The sequence below is a fragment of the Bifidobacterium sp. M0399 genome (assembly GCF_016100595.1).
Taxonomy (GTDB): Bacteria; Actinomycetota; Actinomycetes; order Actinomycetales; family Bifidobacteriaceae; genus Bombiscardovia; species Bombiscardovia polysaccharolytica.
On sequence record NZ_JACFSD010000002.1, the window covers coordinates 48,999 to 67,508 of the forward strand.

Genomic DNA, 18,510 nt, shown 5'->3' on the forward strand with positions numbered 1-18,510 from the left:
GTACCCAGACCGGGGCGGATTGCCACGGACCCTCCGACATGTGGTCGGATGGTCAACAGGCTCTACTTACGTTCCACTTCCTGCATCTCGTAGGTCTCGATGATGTCGCCCACCTCGATGTCGTTGAAGGAGCCCAGGTTGATACCCGCCTCGTAGCCTTCGGACACCTCGTTGACGTCGTCCTTGAACCGGCGCAGGGAGGAGATCTCCAGGTCGTTGACAGTGACCACACCGTTGCGGGCGATTCGAGCCTTGGTGCCCCGCTTGACGGTGCCGTCCTGGACCATAACGCCCGCGATGTTGCCGAACTTGGAGGAGCGGAAGATCTCGCGGATCTCGGAGTGTGAGGTGGTGACCTCCTCGTACTCCGGCTTGAGCATACCCTTGAGCGCGGCCTCGATGTCCTCGATGGCGTTGTAGATGACCGAGTAGTACTTGATCTCCACGCCCTCGCGGTCTGCCAGATCCTGGACCTGCCTGTTGGGCCTGACGTTGAAGCCGATGATGACGGCCTTGTCGACCGTAGCCAGGTTGACGTCGTTCTGGGTGATGGCGCCCACGCCCCGGTGGATGACCTGAATCCCGACCTCGTCGGAGACTTCGATCTTCATCAAGGAGTCCTCCAGCGCCTCGACCGAGCCGGAAGAGTCGCCCTTGATGACGATGTTGAGCATGTCCACCTCGGACTTGGCGAACTGCTCCTTCAGGCTCTCCAAGGAGACCACCTTGCGGCGCTTGGCCAGCTGAGCGGCGCGGGCCGAAGCCTCGCGCTTCTCGGCGATCTGACGAGCGGTGCGATCGTCGGGCGCAACCAGGAAGAGGTCGCCGGCGGTAGGCACCGAGGTAAGCCCCAGAACCTGGACGGGGGTGGAGGGGCCTGCAGCATCCATCTGCCGACCGTTCTCGTCCAGCATGGCGCGCACACGGCCATAGGCCGATCCAGCCACAATGGCATCGCCCACATGCAGGGTCCCCTGCTGGACCAGCACAGTGGCCACAGCTCCACGGCCCTTGTCCAGACGGGCCTCGACCGTAGCGCCGCGAGCGTCCATGTCGGGGTTGGCCCGAAGGTCAAGGTCGGCATCGGCAGTCAGCAGGACGGCCTCCAGGAGCTTGTCCACATTGGTGCCCAGCTTGGCGGAGATGTCGACGAACATGGTGTCGCCACCATACTCTTCGGATACCAGGCCGAACTCGGTCAACTGACCGCGTACCTTCTGGGGATTGGCTCCCTCGACATCAATCTTGTTGACAGCCACCACAATGGGCACATGAGCTGCCTGGGCGTGATTGATGGCCTCCACGGTCTGCGGCATAACGCCGTCGTCCGCGGCTACCACCAGGACAGCCACATCTGTCAGCTCGGCACCACGGGCACGCATTGCCGTAAAGGCCTCGTGGCCGGGGGTATCCAGGAAGGTGATCTTGCGATCCTCACCATCCAGGGTGACCGTGGCTTGGTAGGCCCCGATGCGCTGGGTGATGCCGCCAGCCTCCTGGGTGGTCGTGTTGGTCTTGCGGATGGTGTCCAGCAGCCGGGTCTTGCCGTGGTCGACATGGCCCATGACCGTGACCACCGGAGGCCTGGGCTGCAGGTTCTTGTCATCCTGGTCCTCACGTTCTTCGTCCAGGTTGATGTCGAACTGCTGAAGAAGCTCCTTGTCCTCCTCCTCGGCGGAGACGATGCGGATCTTCCATCCGATCTCGTCGCCCAGGATCTGGAAAGTGGCCTCATCCAGGGACTGGGTGGCCGTGGCCATCTCGCCCAGATGGAAGAGCACCGTGACCAAGGCAGCAGGGTTGACGTTGATCTTGTCGGCCAAATCAGCCAGGGTAGCGCCCTGACGAAGCTGAACGGTACGACCGTTCCCTGCGGGGATGCGCACACCACCGATGACGGGTGCTTTCATCTCCTGGAATTCATGCCTCTTCGCCATCCGGTTCTTACGAGCCTTGGAGGACTTGCCTCCCTGGCGACCGAAAGCTCCAGCAGCACCGCCGCGACCGCGACCACCACGGCCTGAACCGCCGCGGAAGCCACCTGAGGGTGCTGACGAAGCGCCACCGAAACGGCTGCCGCCACCTTGATGGGTCTGCTGGCCTGGACGGCTATGGCCCCACTGCCCTGGACGGGCGCCCTGTCCGGTACGACCGCCACGACCGTTGCGGAATCCACCCCGACCTCTGCGTGAGTCGTTGACGGTAGGCCTGGCCATGGGGTGCGGCCTGGGAATGTCTGAAGGCATAGGCGCCTTCATCCCCTGCTTGCGGCTGAAAGGATTGTTGCCTGGACGAGGCGTGGATGCTCCCGGACGTGCGCCATGACGTGCTGGCGAAGCCCCGGAACCGCCGGAACGACCGTTGTTGTGCGAGCCCTGGGGGCCGGGCTTGCCAATGGCTGAGGGCTTGGGCCCACGGGACTGGTTGCGCTGCTCATGCTCGTTGCGGTTACCGTGGGGAGCACCAGGCTTGGGGAAGTGGCCACCGGGACGCTGCTGACCCCGCGGCGCCTCGACACCAGCCGAGGGCCGACGGTTCTGTCCGGGCTTGGGCCCAGGTGTGGATTGCTGCTTGGTGCCGCCGGACTGCGAGCGGCCATGCTGACCCTGGCCGCTTCCATGATTAGGGCTGCCGGGGCGGGCATTTCGTGCAGCGGCCTGGCCAGCGTCGCCCTGACCCTTCTGAGGGAAAGCATTCTTGAGTCGACGAACCACAGGGGCCTCGACAGTGGAGGATGCGGACTTGACGAACTCGCCCATGTCCTTCAATTTCGCCAGAACAGTCTTGCTGTCTACGCCAAATTCCTTGGCCAGCTCATACACGCGTGCTTTGGGCACTTACTTTCTCCTTACCGGACCGCGCATATGACCGGCGCGATCACTCTTTCATGACGGCGAACATATCCTGTCTCATCGTGCGACCATGATCGTGTTACCTCGTCTCTGTGCCGGGGCCGACGGCATGAACCACCGGACTCGGGATACCGGGTCCAGCATACTCGCGTCCTCGGATGTTTGCTCTCATGCGTCTTCACCAGCAGCCGAAGGGGATTGCGCCTGCAGCTCACGCAATTTTTGCTGGTGGGTCTCCTCGGACTCGATGCCGATCTTCCAGCCCGTCAGCTTGGCAGCCAGACGGGCGTTCTGCCCTTCTTTGCCAATGGCCAGAGAGAGCTGGGCATCCTTGATGAAGGCAATGGCCGTACGGTTGGACTCGCTGACGATCTGCACTTGGCGGACCACAGCTGGAGACAGGGCCGCAGCCACGAATTCAGCAGGATCCTTGGACCAGTCCACAATGTCGATCTTCTCAGGGCCCAGATTCTCCATGACGGCACGAACGCGAGCACCGCCAGGGCCGATCAGCGCACCCTTGGGATTGACCCCCTTGCTGTTGGCCCGGACCGCAATCTTGGTTCTGGCCCCGGCCTCACGGGCGATGGCCATGATGGAGACTGCACCGGAAACCAGCTCAGGCACCTCCCGCTCAAAGAGACGGCGAACCAGCTCCGGATGGGAACGCGACACGATGATTTCCGGCCCCTTGAGCCCACGGGAGACATTGACCACGTAGACGCGGATCCGCTGGCCATGCCGGTAATGCTCGCCAGGCACCTGCTCGCGGCGGGGCAGAATGGCCTCGACATTATCCACGGCCACATGCACATTGCCGGGATCACTGGCATCCTGCTGCACGATTCCGGTGATCAGGTGGCCCTTCTGACCCGAGAAAGCTCCGAAGACTCGTTCGTCATCGGCCTCACGGAAGAGCTGGCGGATGACCTGACGGGCCGTGGAGGCCGCCAGCCGATCGAAGTCCTTTGGTGTGTCGTCGTATTCCTCACCCAGGTCGTATCCCGGTTCGGGCTCTTCAGGCGTGGGTTCTCGAGCGATCTCGTCCTGTGCCCAGATTGTGAAAGTCCCCGCACGTTCGTCAAGCTCCACCCGTGCGTGTTTGGCTGCGTGAGGCGACTTCTGATAAGCCAGAAGAAGAGCCTCGCTCAGTGCTTGATCCAAGGTCTCGGCATCAATCCCTTGTTCGTGTGCCAGCTGATGAATTTCAGCCAGGTCCAGTTCCATGTCAAGACCTCCTATGAAGTTATTCAGACTGCGCTTCTTTTAGTCTGCAATGCCTACTATTCTAGCCTTTCATGCAGACACTGCCGGTTCTTGAATACCACGGGTGGGCGAGTCATCGGCCGTCGATTTCAGCACGACGGATGAGGACCGGCATCGCAGTACTTCTGCTGGCTGTCTCCCTATCAGGATGCGCACCCTCAGCGGTGCACGTCAGTCAGCACGATCCCGATACTCTCCGTCCCACTGCCTGCGAACAGGCATGGACACGAGCCCGGCAGTCGGAACAGCTTCACAAGAATCAGTCAGACAACCGAGCCCAGGCCTGGACCCAAGCGGCCCGCGAATGCCCTGCCAGGCTGGATGAAGCCACAGTGCATGCAGCCCAGGCTTTGACGGCCTCCCAGGGCGGGCAGGCCAATCGTCAAACGGCTACACTCAGACTGGTCCAGGCTGCACAGCGGTTGGATCCGCTGGCCAAGGCGCTGCCCGTCGAATTGGCCGATCAGGCCATCACAGGCGAAGACCGTTCCGGATTCGAACTCTCGGTCCTCGCGGCCCGCAAGACCGATGCCGCATGGATGCTGACCCTAGCCGATGCGCACACTGCAGCCGCCCAGATTCTGGCCGGCCACTCCAAGCACGATCCCAGGCAGGGAGTCTATCCCACCACTGATCTGCTGGCGCACCCCGACGAGTCCACCGACCCCGCCAACGGAATACAGACTCCTACTCCTGCCCTGATTGAAATGGATACGGCCCGGTCCCTTCTGGCCGTGGGGAGAAAACTGAACGGGTCCGCAGGCACCATACGAACTGATGTCAGCAAGAAGGCGAAAAGCCACCAAGAGGCCACATCTGCCCTGATCGACATGGTTGTAGCCCACTTGTCCATGGCCATGAACCTCGGCTACCCTGCCACATCGTCAGCCCTGTTGCAGACACCAAAGCATTGACGGCAAAGGCGGACCATCGACCTGCCGGTTCCGCCGATCGCTCACTCATAAGTTTCCGCATTCGCATATGCAAGCAATCCCTGCCCATGCATGACCAAAACCTGACCAATCGTGATCAAAGATCATCAAGCAAATCATCGAGCAAAACAAATCAATCAGTACTTACTACAGATTTCACGAAACTTTGCGGTGGCGACATCGGTTCAGACAGTGATATTATAGAACGTGTTCCATAGGAGCATTCCATAGGAACACGTGGGGGGTATGAACCCGTGCAATGTAGGAGGCGACCCGGTGTTGACCATCGCATCGCCTTCTGCATTGGACGGTCTTTTATTGGCTTAAGACCGAATAGCCAACGCGGGCATAAGGAAGTCTAATTCCAGCTGCAAATCAGCCAATCCACTTGTTGCCATGCTCAGTTATCATGCAAAACTAATCTTCCATGGACTGCATATCAGCAACAATAACGAAACCCAACTCCACAGGTTAACCACTACAACTTGGGAATGCGGCAACAGTATTTACATACAAAAGGCCCCGACCGTCGGGTCAGGGCCAATGGGGCGGTTGAGGCGAGATTCGAACTCGCGGAGGGAGTTGCCCTCACACGCTTTCGAGGCGTGCTCCTTAGACCGCTCGGACACTCAACCATGGTCGTTGCCCGACACTGCCGAACAACAACTTTTCTATTATGCCACAGAGTCCCTACCTGGCAAACGGCGTGGCGCAGTCAACGGTCGCTACAAAACAGCCCGGTGCGTCATAGTGTACGGCGGGCACGGATGGCCTGCGCTCGTTCAGCAAGCTGGTCATCAGGCGGGTAGGCTACTTGCTCCAGGGTCAGGCCCCGAGCAGCTATGGGACCAGTGGAACCTTCACGCAAGGGGTGGGCAATCTTGTCGGCAAACCATTGCACGGACCGGCGTCCCAGGCCCACCTGAATGCAGGCCGCGACCAACGAGCGGACCATGTTATGGGCAAATGCATCGGCTACGATCCGGAAGACGGTCAGCCCGGACTCCATGAAGGGCGGAAGGTATCCGACGGCACTCTGCTCCGGGTCAACACCGAACAGATTCACGGTCGGAACCAGGTCCCAGTGTGCTGCCTTGACCTTGCGGATGGTCGTGCCCCCAGGGTTCGGCCTGGCGAAGGATCCGAAGTCATGCAAGCCGATGCACTCCCCTGCAGCCTCGTTCATAGCTTCCAGATCCAGGCTCCCCTCCAGGTCCAGCACATAGCCCCGCATGCGTGGATCCCCCGGCCGACCCCCCTGGCTGACCCGATACAGGTAAGTGCGTTCCAAGGCAGAGAAGCGGGCATCGAAACCCATGGGAGCAGCTCGGAGCCCTAGCAGCACGATGTCAGCAGGCAACAGGTGGCGGAGACGGCGTTCCAGGGCCAAAACACCATCAACCCCCATATGTCCCCTGCAGGCCTCGAGCACAACTTCAGGAATGTCCAGGTGCGCCACCTGATGAGATGCGTGGACCCCAGTGTCGGTCCTGCCAGCCACGACCAGCCTTGGTTCCCAGACGATTTGACTATGGGAAACCTCGCCATCTGATTTGCGGGCTCCAGTTATCAGAGACAGGGCATGCTCGATGCAGCCTTGGACCGTGCGAAGCCCAGGCTGCCGGGCCCAACCGTGGAAGCCGCCGCCGTCGTAAGCCAGATCCATGCGCAGCCTGACAAGGGACGTGTTCTTTTCCTGATGCTCCATCGAGACCTCCCTGGCACCAATGACAAACGGGGCCGGAGAGCCATGCTCCCCGACCCCGTCATCAGAACAAAGACCGATTACTCAGCGGCCTTCTCGGCATCCTCAGCCACGTCGGCGTCTTCCTCAGCCTGGGCTGCTGCCTGATCCGCCTTGTCAGCGGTCTGCTCCAGATCCTCTGCAGCCTGGTCGGCCTGTTCCACGTCCTGATCGGACTCGTTGGCTTCGACGGCCTGGTCGACAGCATCCTTGGCTGCGCCTTCGGCGACGGCAGCATCGGTGGCGGCAGCCACCTCGGCGTTGTCGTCCTTGGCGGCCACCTTGGCTGCGGACTCAGCCTCCTTGACCACGGCCTTCTTGGCGGACAGAGGCTCGGTGACCAGCTCGATCACGGCCTGTGGGGAGTTGTCTCCACGGCGGGGCGCTATCTTGGTGATTCGTGTGTAGCCACCCTCACGCTGCTGCATTTGCTCAGCGATCTGCGTGAACAAGATATGGACCACAGACTTGTCGCGGATGACGCGCATGACGCGGCGGCGGGCAGGCAGATCCCCGCGCTTGGCGAAGGTGATCAGCCGCTCAGCCAGCGGACGCAGGCGCTTGGCCTTGGGTAGGGTGGTCGTGATGCGGCCGTTGGCGAAGAGGCTGGTGGCCATGTTGGCCAGCATCAACCGCTCGTGCGCCGGGCTGGAGGCCAGACGTGGGCCCTTGCTAGGTTTTGGCATTGGATTATCTCCTTACGGCCCGGGAGGACAGGTGGGCATACGCCCGAACATCCGACTTCCCGGAATTTCTGTCAGCAGGCGACGGAACCCTTCCCCCTCGCCCGCTCATACGAAGGTTGCAATCCCTCACTCGTCGTCAGGCGAGAAGAAGGTGCCTCCCTCGAGATTATTAGTGTCGAAGCCCAGCGGAGAGGCCTTCAGCGACAGCCCCATGCCCTCAAGCTTCTCCTTGACCTCGTCGATGGATTTCATGCCGAAGTTCCGGATGTCCAGCAGATCCTGCTCGGTATGCGAGACCAGCTCGCCGATGGTATGGATTCCTTCGCGCTTGAGGCAGTTGTAGGAACGCTGCGTCAGGTTCAGGTCCTCAATCGGCACAGACATCTGCGGATCGGCTTCTTCCACCACAGGCTCGGGCCCGACCTCTACGCCCTCGGCCTGGGTGTTGAGTTCGCGGCAGAGTCCGAAGAGCTCGACCAGGGTCGACCCAGCGGACGCCACTGCATCACGCGGCGAAATAGCCGGCTTGGTCTCCACATCCAGGATCAGCTTGTCGAAATCCGTGCGCTGCTCGACACGGGTGGCCTCGACCTTGTAGCTGACCTTGAGCACAGGAGAATAAATGGAATCAACCGGGATGCGGCCGATCTCATCGTTGTCCTGCTTGTTGAGCTGGGCCTGGACGTATCCACGCCCACGCTCCACCGTAAACTCGATCTCCAACTCGCCATCCTCGGCCAAGGTCGCGATATGCAAATCAGGATTGGCCACGGTGACGCCTGCCGGCGGGGTGATATCCCCGGCTGTGGCCTCGCCCTTGCCGCTCTTGCGCAAATACATGACCACAGGCTCGTCGTATTCGCTGGTCAGCACGATGCCTTTGATGTTGAGCAGGATCTCAGTGACGTCCTCCTCCACACCGGGCAGCGTGGTGAACTCGTGCAGGGCACCCGAGATGCGGACCGAGGTCACAGCCGCACCGGGTATGGAACTCAGCAGGGTACGACGCAGGGAATTGCCCAGAGTGTACCCGAATCCCGGCTCCAAGGGCTCGATGGTAAAACGGGAGCGCTGGGCATTGACGACTTCTTCAGTAAGAGTCGGACGCTGTGCAATAAGCACTGTTGCTATCCTTTCAGCTCCGACCGGTGGTGCACTCACCGGTCTTCGCGGGTGGATTCATGGGTTTTCTAGTGCTCAGACGCGACGGCGCTTGGGAGGACGAACGCCATTGTGTGCCTGTGGGGTCACATCCGAGATGGAACCGACCTCCAGACCTGCGGACTGCAGGGAGCGGATGGCGGTCTCACGGCCCGAACCCGGGCCCTTGACGAAGACATCCACCTTCTTGACCCCATGCTCCATGGCCTTGCGGGCTGCGGATTCAGCGGCCATGCCCGCTGCGTAAGGAGTGGACTTGCGGGAGCCCTTAAAGCCTACGTCGCCGCCCGAAGCCCAGGCCACTACAGCACCGGAAGGATCGGTGATAGAGATGATGGTGTTGTTGAATGTTGACTTGATATGCGCCTGCCCGACCGGAACCGACTTGCGATCCCGACGACGAGGCTTGCGCGCGGCCTGCTTTGCTGCTGCCATTGATCCTCGTTTCCTTGTCACGAATAACGAATAACTAATTGCTAGTGCGAACCATCGGGGACCCTCATCCCCGCTTCGCATTCAGCCTTACTTGGTCGCCTTCTTCTTTCCGGCGACAGTGCGCTTGGGTCCCTTGCGGGTGCGGGCGTTGGTCTTGGTCCGCTGGCCGCGCACGGGCAGACCCCGGCGGTGGCGCTGGCCCTGATAGCAATTGATTTGGATCTTACGGCGAATATCAGCGTCGATCTCACGACGCAGATCACCCTCGATCTTGTAGTTTCCCTCGAGGTAATCACGCAGCGTAATGAGCTGCTCGTCCGTGAGATCCTTGACGCGGGTGTCCGGATTCACTCCGGTCGCGGCAAGTGTTTCCTTGGCGCGAGTACGCCCCACACCGAAGATGTAGGTGAGGGCTATCTCTATGCGCTTCTCGTTGGGGATGTCGACTCCGGCAAGACGTGCCATTGCGATTCCTTTTTGCTCTACGCAGGTCGTGCACCGAGTCTTCCGGTCTCCCGGCCCGGGCCTGCGCACCCGGGGTTCAGCCTATCGGCTGTGACTCAGCGCCTTTGGTGTTCGTTGCCGCTGGGAATCCGCTCAGCCCTGGCGCTGCTTGTGGCGTGGGTTTTTGCAGATCACCATGACGCGGCCGTGACGACGAATCACGCGGCAGTTCTCGCAGATTCTCTTCACACTAGGGCTGACCTTCATGGTTTTCCTTTGCTTGTGTACCTTGTTACTTGTACCGGTACGTAATCCGTCCGCGGTTCAGATCATAGGGACTCATTTCGAGCACCACCCGATCCTGGGGCAGAATGCGGATGTAATTCTTGCGCATCTTGCCGGAAATGGTGGCCAGCACCAGGTGCTTGTTCTCGAGCTCGACGCGGAACATCGCATTCGGGAGGGCCTCGACCACACGCCCTTCCACCTCGATCACACCATCTTTTGCCATAAGCCTTCTATCCGATCCTCGGCCGGTTACACGGCGCGCCGAAAGACACGCCAAATGGTAAGTATAGCATTGATGGACCCAAAATTGGGCAATAGCGTGTTGACACGACAAAAGGGCCGTCTGAACGGCTGTCGCTCAATCAGTATAGCAGTCGTTCAGGCGGTCCGATAAGGACCCGAATCCCTCAGTCCTCAATGGCGATGTTCTGCGTGTTGTCAGCCGGCTCGATGCTGGTCTTGGGCAGGGTCACCTCGAGTGTGCCATTGGCGTAGTGAGCATGGATGTCCTCCTGGTGGACCTTATCGCCCACATAGAAGCTGCGGGAGCAGGACCCGGTGTAACGCTCGCGCCGAATCCAACGGCCCTGATCGTCCTTGTCGCCCTGGTCGCTGTTCTTCTGCGCGGATACAATCAGGTAGCCGTCCTCAAGACGCAGGCCGATGTCCTTCTTGTCAAAGCCAGGCATGTCGATGGAGAGCTGGTACTGCCCGTCCTTCTCACGCACATCCGTGTTCATCAAGGGGCTGTTCAGCGCGTTCTTGGCGCTCTGACCCTGCCGACGCCCGTCACGCCAGTTGTTGAAGAAGGGATCGTCGAAGAAGTCGCCGAAGATCGAATTGTTCATCAATGCGGGAAACATAGCCATAATCACATCTCCTGATTCTCTAAGTCATCGTTCCTGCGGACCGGAACCCCAGACGGACATCCTGACCTGTCCTCCCGGGCTCCCTGCCCTTCACTTTGTCCAAACCACGGGCCCCGGGTTCCATGCCCGATGTTCACCCAAGGAATAAAAGTTGAGTCGCGGAGACTCAACTTTTGCTAGCGGACTTGATTACTCTTCTTTGTTCTCTCATTCTTCGGGCCTTGAATGACCACATGTTAGACATTACGGGCCAAAATTCTTGTGACGTAACTTTGAGGCATTTACCATGGGATAAGATTCCGCCAGCCCCCGTAGGCTCTTGAGGGCGGACCCAATCGTATGTGGACCGGACGGACCGGCCATTCCTAGTCAAAGGAGCTCAGATGCTCACCAACGAATACATCAAGCGCGTCTACCAGCAGGTTGAGAAGCGCGACGGCGACCAGCCGGAATTCCTGCAGGCTGTGCGTGAAGTCTTCTCCAGCCTGGAGCCCGTGGTGGAGCGGCATCCCGAGTATGAGGCCAACGGCGTGCTGGAGCGCCTGGTCGAGCCTGAGCGTGCAGTCAAGTTCCGTGTGGCCTGGACCGACGATCAGGGCCATGTTCAGGTCAACCGCGGTTACCGGATCCAATTCAATTCGGCAATCGGCCCCTACAAGGGCGGCCTGCGCTTCCACCCGACCGTGACCGAGTCGGTCATCAAGTTCCTGGGCTTCGAGCAGATCCTGAAGAATTCGCTGACCGGACTGCCCATGGGCGGTGCCAAGGGCGGATCCGACTTCGACCCCAGGGGCCGCTCGGATGCCGAAGTCATGCGCTTCTGCCAGGCCTTCATGACTGAGTTGCAGCGCCACATCGGGCAGTTCACCGACGTGCCCGCCGGCGACATCAACGTGGGATCCCGCGAGATCGGCTACCTGTTCGGTCAGTACAAGAGAATGCACGACGAGTACTCGGGTGTGCTGACCGGCAAGGACCTGACCTTCGGCGGCTCCCTGGCCAGGACCGAGGCCACAGGCTATGGCCTGTGCTACTACACCCAGGAGGCCCTGCAGACGCTGCGCAAGGATTCCTTCCAGGGTAAGACCGTCGTCATCTCCGGCTCGGGCAATGTGGCCATCTTCGCCATCGAAAAAGCCCAACAACTGGGCGCCAAGGTGGTGACGGCATCCGACTCCAACGGATACGTCTACGACCCCAACGGAATTGACCTCGACGTCGTCAAGGACATCAAGCTGGGTCACCGCGGCCGAATTCGCGAGTATGCAGACCGCGTAAACTCCGCTGAGTACCACGAGGGCTGCAAGGGAGTTTGGACCGTGCCCTGCGACATCGCCCTGCCCAGCGCAACACAGAACGAAATCGACGAGGAATCCGCAAAGACCCTGGTCGCCAACGGGTGCACCGTAGTCTGCGAGGGCTCCAACATGCCATCCACCCCCGAAGCCATCCAGGTCTATCAGGACAACAAGGTGCTCTACGGACCTGCCAAGGCCGCCAATGCCGGCGGCGTCGCAGTCTCCGGTCTGGAGATGAGCCAGAACTCCCTGCGCCTGCAGTGGACCTTCGACGAGGTGGACCAGCGGCTCAAGGACATTATGACTGGAATCTTCCAAAAGTCCTACCTGGCCTCCAAGGAATACGGGCATGAGGGCGACCTGATGCTGGGCGCCAATGTGGCCGGCTTCACCAAGGTGGCCGATGCCATGGTGGCCCAAGGCATCCTCTGAGAATAGGACTTAGACCATTTGAACATAAGGGGTCCGACCCGCTGAAATTGCAGGTCGGACCCCTGACTTAGGCGACCAGCTGGTCGATGACCTCGGGATCAATACTCTGACGCGGGTTGAAGTCCTTGGAGCCCAGATACCGATAGATGCTGGTCTGAAGGGCCTGAGCCTCCGGATATTCGGTCAGATTCTGCAGGCCCATGGAGGAGAGCAGAAGCCGGCCCTTACCGCAACGGCATTCCAGCAGCTGTGTCATGGGTCGCAGGTAGGCGTAGCTGTCCATCTCAGTGATGATGGATTGGTAGCGCTCAGGCAGGATGATGGCCCGCTGGGTGGCCATGGGCCACCACTGCCAGTCAGTATGCGAGTCGGTCGGAAAATCGGCAAAAATAGGGTGGTCGGCTTGAATGAACTGCCCCATGGTGCCGCTCTGGTCCTTGAATGTCCCCACTGACCAGAAGTCCGTGGAGAAATGGGCCTGAACGGATCTGGGCAGGGACTGTGCCGTGGAGTCAGGACTCAGATAGACTGTGCCTCCCTGGTCCAGGACCCGACGCGCCTGGTGGTCAAACCTCCTGGCCTCGTACAGACCGCCTGGCCGTTCAGGCTTGCTGTCCCGGTAGACCCAGACCGGATAGACATTGGTCACGCCGTCGATCTCCAAACTCAGACGGCAGCGTTGGTTGCCTTCAACGCCATCCAGAGGCAGTTCGAAGGCTCCAAGATCGGTCAGCTTGCCCACCGGACAGGTAATCTGAGGGAAGACACGCTCCAAATCAACCCCCTGGCCCTGCAACTGCAGCCGAAGATCACCCTGCAGCGTGCGTCGGCCGTAGTTGGCCACTTTGACCGTCCCTGAGAGCTTCTCCTGGCTGGTATAGGCATAGCGATCCATGACTGCCAGCGGCAACTGGTCGGTGAAGAAGGACCGGAAGCGTTCAGGACGGGCGAAGGGAAATCGCTTGGGGTGCAGATGGGCATCCATCATGCCCACCAGAGCCGTGCCCTGTCCGGGAAAGTCCTGCAGACCCAGCAGCGAAAGTCCCGACATGGAAGGGGTTCGCAGGACGGACTCCACCTCCTCCCGGTAACAGATCCGCGACAGTTCGCCTGTAGCGGCCACCCATTCCAGCCAGGTGCGCTGGTCCAGGCCCGATTCACGGACCCTGTCACGGATCATTGCGTAATTGTCAGGGCGGGTGACCCCTGTGAACTCCTCGATCTCTCGGAAGTCCGGCAACACCTCATACTGGCCGACCTCGAAACCATAGACCGGCACCTTGCACTCTTTGCGGACTGCCTGCATGGAGTCCTCGAAATTGTGGGCAGTGCCCGGATGAGCAGCGTTGGTGGATCCGCGCATGTTTGCGAAGCAGCAGCGCAGGTCGTGGCCCTTGTAGGACTCGGAGGTATAGACCTCGTTGCAGTCATCACTGCCCAGCTGTCCATAGTGCGGGTTGGACGAATTGGCGTAGAGCCGGGTGTCGTCAATGCTCCGGGCATCCTCGATAAGCTGAGCCATGCGCTGGTGGCCGGTCGCATCCGCAGACAGCTCGTTGCCCAGGGTGAGCATGACAAAGGAGGGATGGTTGGCCAGGAAGAGCAGCGTCTGCTCCAGTTCGGTGCGATAGTAGCGATAACTGACATCCTCCTGGAAGGCATGATGGCAGTCCCAGTGCGAGAGCTCGGGCTGCATCATCATCCCCATCCGGTCCGCCGCGATGAAGGCTGCCTCGGGCGGGCAGTGCGAGTGGAAGCGGACTACATTCACTCCGTATGACCGGTAGGCCTCCAGAATACGAATCCAGGAGCCCACGTCCATGGGCGGGAAACCAGTCTGGGGAAACTCAGCGCAATTGGCCTCGCCTCGCAGGAAGAAGGCCCTGCCGTTCAGAGCCAGTCTCCCCTGCTCATCGGCTGCGAAGTCACGGATACCGAAGTCCGTACTTACCCGCGATAGCACCTTGGATCCGTCCGGTGGCAGGAGCTCGATTGCCATGCCATGAAGACAGCCCTGGTATTCGTCCCAGCGATCCGCATGGGCATCAAGCGGAAGATCGGGCAAGGTCAGTGTTCGCCGCCCAGGTTCCAGGTCTGCAGCGACCTCCAGAGGCTGGGCCAGTGCATCGGAAGAGAGCCTCAAGCGACCATGGAATCCTTGGCGCGAATCCACATCAGCCTCTACGGTCAGCGCATCGCCATGGGGGTAGGCACGAATGCTATCTACAAAAGTGTCCTCCTCCACACGCAGACCAATGTTTCCGAGAAGCCCGTTCCAGTTGGTCTGGGTGTGGTCAGTGGCGGTCGAGGAATCCACAATGGCGTCGTGAGGCATGCCCTGGTAGGCGTTGTCGGAATCCACCTGCAGCAGGTCATTGCCCGTCAGCAGTCCGGTCAGCTCGAAGACATGCGGCGTATTCAAGGTCTGAGGACGATAGGGCTCGACCAGGCGTTCTCCCACCCTGACCTCTAGGCGGCGAGCGCGCTCCACCTCGAAGAAGACCCTTCGCCCCGGCTGTGGAGACCATCTGATTTGTCGGGACAGCCTGACCTTCCCCTCAAAGGTGTGCCGCCTGGTCAGCCGAGAGCCGATGGGGCCGGGCTTGCCGCTGCCATAGTCATCAGACAGCTCCTGATCATCGTGTCCGAGTCCGTTGGTGTCCAGCGTGCCCGGCAACAGGACGGTTCCCTGCAGCTCAGATGGGGACTGAACCCGCCAGGCTCCCGTCAATGCAACCTTGATCATGCTTTCCTCCCGGTAAGAATTGCCCTGTGGTCCAATTCATCAGTGAACAACCCGGCCTGAATATGGCCGGCATCCAGTTCCAGCACCTGTTTCAGGCACTCCCGCGCCTGGTCGATCTGCCCTATGCCGATGCGTGCCAGTGCCATCAGGTAGAGGCAATGAACCCGGTTCATACGGGTGTAGTCCGCATCAAAGGTCAGGAAGTCGGGAAGGGAGACTGCGAAGTAGTCCTTCTCCACATGGTCGTCCAAATGCTGCTCGCCAAAGTCCAGCAGCCGGTAGTAGCAGGCGTTGGCCGGACCCTGCTCGCCAAGAGCCTGGTGGGCCAGCCCTTGGAAGAGGACCATCTCGGCAGGCTGGTCGTTGTAGTAGAGCGACTCCCCCACCTGCCCGGAACCCAGGCAGGCCAGATGGAACTCCTGATCCGCAGCGTCCTTGTCTCCTGCTGCTCGCCTGACCAACCCCAGGTAGTAGTGAAGATCGTTGTCCTTCTGACCTTCCAGTTTGCCTTCGCCCAGGTTCTCCGGATAGGTCATGGCTCGCTCCAGCAGGTCCGCAGCACGGTCCCAGTCCTGGACCGCCATGGCATCCTTGGCCATTAGCTTCAGCGAGATTCGGTATTGGGCGGTGATTTTGCCCTCGCCGCCCTCCCAGGGGTGGAAGCGCCGGCTGCTCATGAGCTGATAGGCCCGTTCGTAGCCGCCAGTTTGGTTGAGCAGGCTCAGGTATTCAATATAGAGATCGTCCCTGTGGGCCACAACCTCCGGATGATTTGCAAATTCCGTCAGCCGACGGGCAAAGCTCCAGCCCATCAGCCTATGAAGCTGATCCCGCTCCAGAAAGACCCGGGCGTCTTCGGGATCCAACCGGTAGGCGGTCTCGATTTCCCGGTCGGCGGCCTGCCAATCGTGTCGCTTGTTGCCGTAGGCAATGGCCAGGTTGCGGTGAACAGTGGCGAAGTCGGGATCCAGCTGCCGGGAATGCTCCCAAAGCTCGATGGCCCGGTCCGTCAGAGACTTGTCGTAGTAGAGACAGCCCAGATAATAGGCTGCTTTGGGACCATCGACCGTGTCCATGGCCATCCGCAAGGGAGCTATATCATCCAGGGAATTGGGGAAACAGTAGTCCGAAGGCGCGGCCTCGGCGGCTTGGAAGGCTTCAAGAGCCTGATCCTTCCTCCCAAGCAGGTGCAGATACCAGCCTTGATAGTACCGGACCATGGGCTGATGCTGATCGGCCTGGCCCAGCAGTTGCAGCGCCTCCTCATAGGCGCCGAATGCCGCGTAGCCACGGGCCGCTCGCAGGAGGTTGAGGTAATCCCCGCGCATCAGTTTGAACAGCTCGTCCGGATCGCCGCCTGCCAAGACCCGCTCGTATCCGGATACGAAGTCGAACCGATCGAGGGCCAGGTTCTCGCGCACCACTTGGTCCGCCTGATCCTGCCTGCCCAGCCGACGCAGCAGATAGGCCTTGAGCCCGCGAGCCCGAATATTGTCGGTGTTGCGGGTCAAAGAGCGCTGGACGAAGTCCAATGCCTGCTGCAACTGGCCGCGACATGCAGCGATGCAGGACAGGCAGAAGAAGGCCCCTTCCTTTTGGGCATCATCCCAGGTGGCCTTATAGAAGGCATCATAGGCCTCGTCTATTCGTCCTTGATAGCTCAAGGCGAGACCCAGATTGTAATGGGCCTCGGAGTCATAAGGCTGACTGTTGCGCCAGGTCAACCGCTTGATGGCTGTGCGGAAGTGCTGCTCGGCTCCGGCGAAGTCGCCGCGTCGAAGCAGAAGTCGGCCGTAGGCGTTGTTGATGCGCGCATCGCCGGGGTCACGCTTGAGCCCCTCCAAGTAGTAAGGATCAGGCCTGTAGGTGGCATGGCGGTACTGTTCCAGGTGCAGTCCGGTCAGCAGCAGCTCCTCGTTGGTGGCGATACGTTCCGGCTGATCGGCGGCCTGCGCCGGCTCGGGAATCTTGCCTCCGGCGGGTGGCTGCGGACGATAGCTGACCAGGAGCCGTCCTTGAGCGTCCTCCACTCGCGCTGTCAATGAAGTAGTCGGACGATTGCCTGTCTCGAATTCGGCCCTGACTTGCTTGTCGGGTCCAAGGGTGCCCTGCCACTGGTAAAGGATGGATCCGTCATCGGCAGCGACCTGGACGCGCGCATCCTTTTGAACCCGTGTGGCGTAGACAGTGACTCGCCCCTGCCCGGCCTTCAGCCCCTGGGCCTCGATCCCCTCATGCTCGCCGGCAGCTCCGAAGGTCTGCTCGGGGCCGACTTCCAGATTCAGGGCCGCATCCACGCTGGCGTTCTTGACCAACCCAACCTGCTTGTAGGGCATGAAGTACTGGGTGAAGGTCTTGCCTTCGTATGGCTTGAGCCAGGTGAAGTCAGGCTGGTTGTCGGTGAAGACCCCGGTCATCAGCTCCACGTAGGGGCCGTCGGCATCGGTCAGATTCCGATCCCAGGCGTGGCCGAAGTCCCCACAGCCCCAGGTCCACTGCTTTTTGCCTGGGGAGATGTGATGGTCAGCCACGTGCAGAATGCCCGCCTGCCGGGAGAAATCGTAGCCGCCAACGAAGTCATAGTCCGAATGCGCCGCCATGTATGAGGTCGGTACCGGCACATTCTTGTAACGGCTGATGTCCACTCCTTGGGAGTAGTCGTGCTTGTAGTAAGTTCCCGTGGCGATGGGATAGCGGGAAACGTCGCGTTTGCCATGGTCCATGACTGCAGTGACATCGGGTGGCATGACGGTCCTGGTGTGCTCATTGACCGCCACGGCTGGGTTGACCCACCAGAGGAAGGATTGGGGCAGGGGCGTGCCGTTGTAGAGCCGGGCCGAGATTTCAATGACGCTGACCCCGGGATGCAGGGCGATGGTGGTGGTGACCTGGGTGCCGTAGATGCGGTCGGTATCATGGCATACCACAGCTTTGCCGCCGTCCGGCAGGTCCTTCAACGTGCAGTCCACCGGAAGGAAGGTGCTGGGCCGGTGGTGCTGCGGCCAGTTGAACTCGATGCCCCCTGAAATCCAAGGGCCGGTCAGGCCTACCAGAGCAGGCTTGATGACCCGGTTGCGGTAGACGAAGTCATAGTCGTTGGTCTTGTCCCGAGCATACTGAATGCGTCCGCCTAGCTCAGGCAGGACGGTCACCTCCAGGTATTCATTCTCCAGGATGACCGCCTTGTAGTCCTGATCCTTGCATTCATCCGAGATGGTCTCGATGACCGGGTAAGGATAGACACGTCCCGAAGAGCCCTGATAGACTCGATTTTCGATAAATTGCGGATTCTTATCCGGTTTTCCGATCCCGTAAGTGGGAATCGTAAGCTTTTCGACCTTTACTGTGACGCCCATG

At 60.4% G+C, this 18,510-nt stretch carries 14 protein-coding genes and 1 tRNA gene; 2 read left to right on the plus strand and 13 right to left on the minus strand.

Features of this window, described 5'->3' with window-relative positions:
• Positions 1–62: 62 nt before the first annotated feature.
• Together infB and nusA are read right to left on the minus strand one after the other, a co-directional pair.
• Positions 63–2,837, minus strand: coding sequence for a translation initiation factor IF-2 (gene infB, locus H3V09_RS04835; RefSeq protein ID WP_198191396.1), 2,775 nt, complete (start codon positions 2,835–2,837; stop codon positions 63–65).
• 183 nt (positions 2,838–3,020) lie between these two features.
• On the minus strand, positions 3,021–4,079 hold the full coding sequence (gene nusA, locus H3V09_RS04840; protein WP_046323291.1) for a transcription termination factor NusA: 1,059 nt from the start codon (positions 4,077–4,079) through the stop codon (positions 3,021–3,023).
• Between the two features lie 140 nt (positions 4,080–4,219).
• Here nusA and H3V09_RS04845 point away from each other — a divergent pair, with 140 nt between their 5' ends.
• Positions 4,220–5,032 (plus strand): hypothetical protein, encoded by an 813-nt coding sequence (locus H3V09_RS04845; RefSeq protein WP_198191395.1) that lies wholly within the window; start codon positions 4,220–4,222, stop codon positions 5,030–5,032.
• A gap of 567 nt (positions 5,033–5,599) precedes the next feature.
• Here H3V09_RS04845 and H3V09_RS04850 read toward each other — a convergent pair.
• The 9 genes from H3V09_RS04850 to H3V09_RS04890 form a co-directional block, all read right to left on the minus strand.
• Positions 5,600–5,685 (minus strand) — tRNA-Ser (locus tag H3V09_RS04850).
• Between the two features lie 110 nt (positions 5,686–5,795).
• Entirely contained in the window at positions 5,796–6,758 is a 963-nt protein-coding gene (locus tag H3V09_RS04855; RefSeq protein WP_198191394.1) for a tRNA pseudouridine synthase A, read from the minus strand.
• Positions 6,759–6,835: 77 nt separating this feature from the next.
• The gene (gene rplQ, locus H3V09_RS04860; RefSeq protein ID WP_046323293.1) at positions 6,836–7,480 is read right to left on the minus strand and encodes a 50S ribosomal protein L17; all 645 of its coding nucleotides are present in this window, start codon (positions 7,478–7,480) and stop codon (positions 6,836–6,838) included.
• A gap of 126 nt (positions 7,481–7,606) precedes the next feature.
• Positions 7,607–8,602, minus strand: coding sequence for a DNA-directed RNA polymerase subunit alpha (locus tag H3V09_RS04865; protein ID WP_015022327.1), 996 nt, complete (start codon positions 8,600–8,602; stop codon positions 7,607–7,609).
• Between the two features lie 75 nt (positions 8,603–8,677).
• Positions 8,678–9,076, minus strand: a complete 399-nt coding sequence (gene rpsK / locus H3V09_RS04870) for a 30S ribosomal protein S11 (RefSeq protein WP_015022328.1) — start codon at positions 9,074–9,076, stop codon at positions 8,678–8,680.
• Between the two features lie 87 nt (positions 9,077–9,163).
• Entirely contained in the window at positions 9,164–9,541 is a 378-nt protein-coding gene (gene rpsM, locus H3V09_RS04875; protein ID WP_015022329.1) for a 30S ribosomal protein S13, read from the minus strand.
• Positions 9,542–9,673: 132 nt separating this feature from the next.
• Positions 9,674–9,787 (minus strand): 50S ribosomal protein L36, encoded by a 114-nt coding sequence (gene rpmJ / locus H3V09_RS04880; protein WP_015022330.1) that lies wholly within the window; start codon positions 9,785–9,787, stop codon positions 9,674–9,676.
• A gap of 25 nt (positions 9,788–9,812) precedes the next feature.
• Complete coding sequence (infA, locus tag H3V09_RS04885) at positions 9,813–10,031, minus strand: translation initiation factor IF-1 (protein WP_015022331.1); 219 nt, start codon at positions 10,029–10,031, stop codon at positions 9,813–9,815.
• Between the two features lie 184 nt (positions 10,032–10,215).
• Positions 10,216–10,677, minus strand: a complete 462-nt coding sequence (locus H3V09_RS04890; protein WP_198191393.1) for an Hsp20/alpha crystallin family protein — start codon at positions 10,675–10,677, stop codon at positions 10,216–10,218.
• A 383-nt stretch (positions 10,678–11,060) separates the two neighbouring features.
• Here H3V09_RS04890 and gdhA point away from each other — a divergent pair, with 383 nt between their 5' ends.
• The gene (gene gdhA / locus H3V09_RS04895; RefSeq protein WP_198191392.1) at positions 11,061–12,407 is read left to right on the plus strand and encodes an NADP-specific glutamate dehydrogenase; all 1,347 of its coding nucleotides are present in this window, start codon (positions 11,061–11,063) and stop codon (positions 12,405–12,407) included.
• 67 nt (positions 12,408–12,474) lie between these two features.
• Here gdhA and H3V09_RS04900 read toward each other — a convergent pair whose 3' ends face one another.
• Together H3V09_RS04900 and H3V09_RS04905 are read right to left on the minus strand one after the other, a co-directional pair.
• Positions 12,475–15,153, minus strand: coding sequence for a glycoside hydrolase family 2 TIM barrel-domain containing protein (locus tag H3V09_RS04900; protein WP_198191391.1), 2,679 nt, complete (start codon positions 15,151–15,153; stop codon positions 12,475–12,477).
• Positions 15,150–18,509, minus strand: coding sequence for a DUF5107 domain-containing protein (locus tag H3V09_RS04905; RefSeq protein ID WP_232339468.1), 3,360 nt, complete (start codon positions 18,507–18,509; stop codon positions 15,150–15,152). Before H3V09_RS04905 ends, H3V09_RS04900 begins: the two co-directional genes overlap by 4 nt.
• Position 18,510 lies beyond the last annotated feature (1 nt).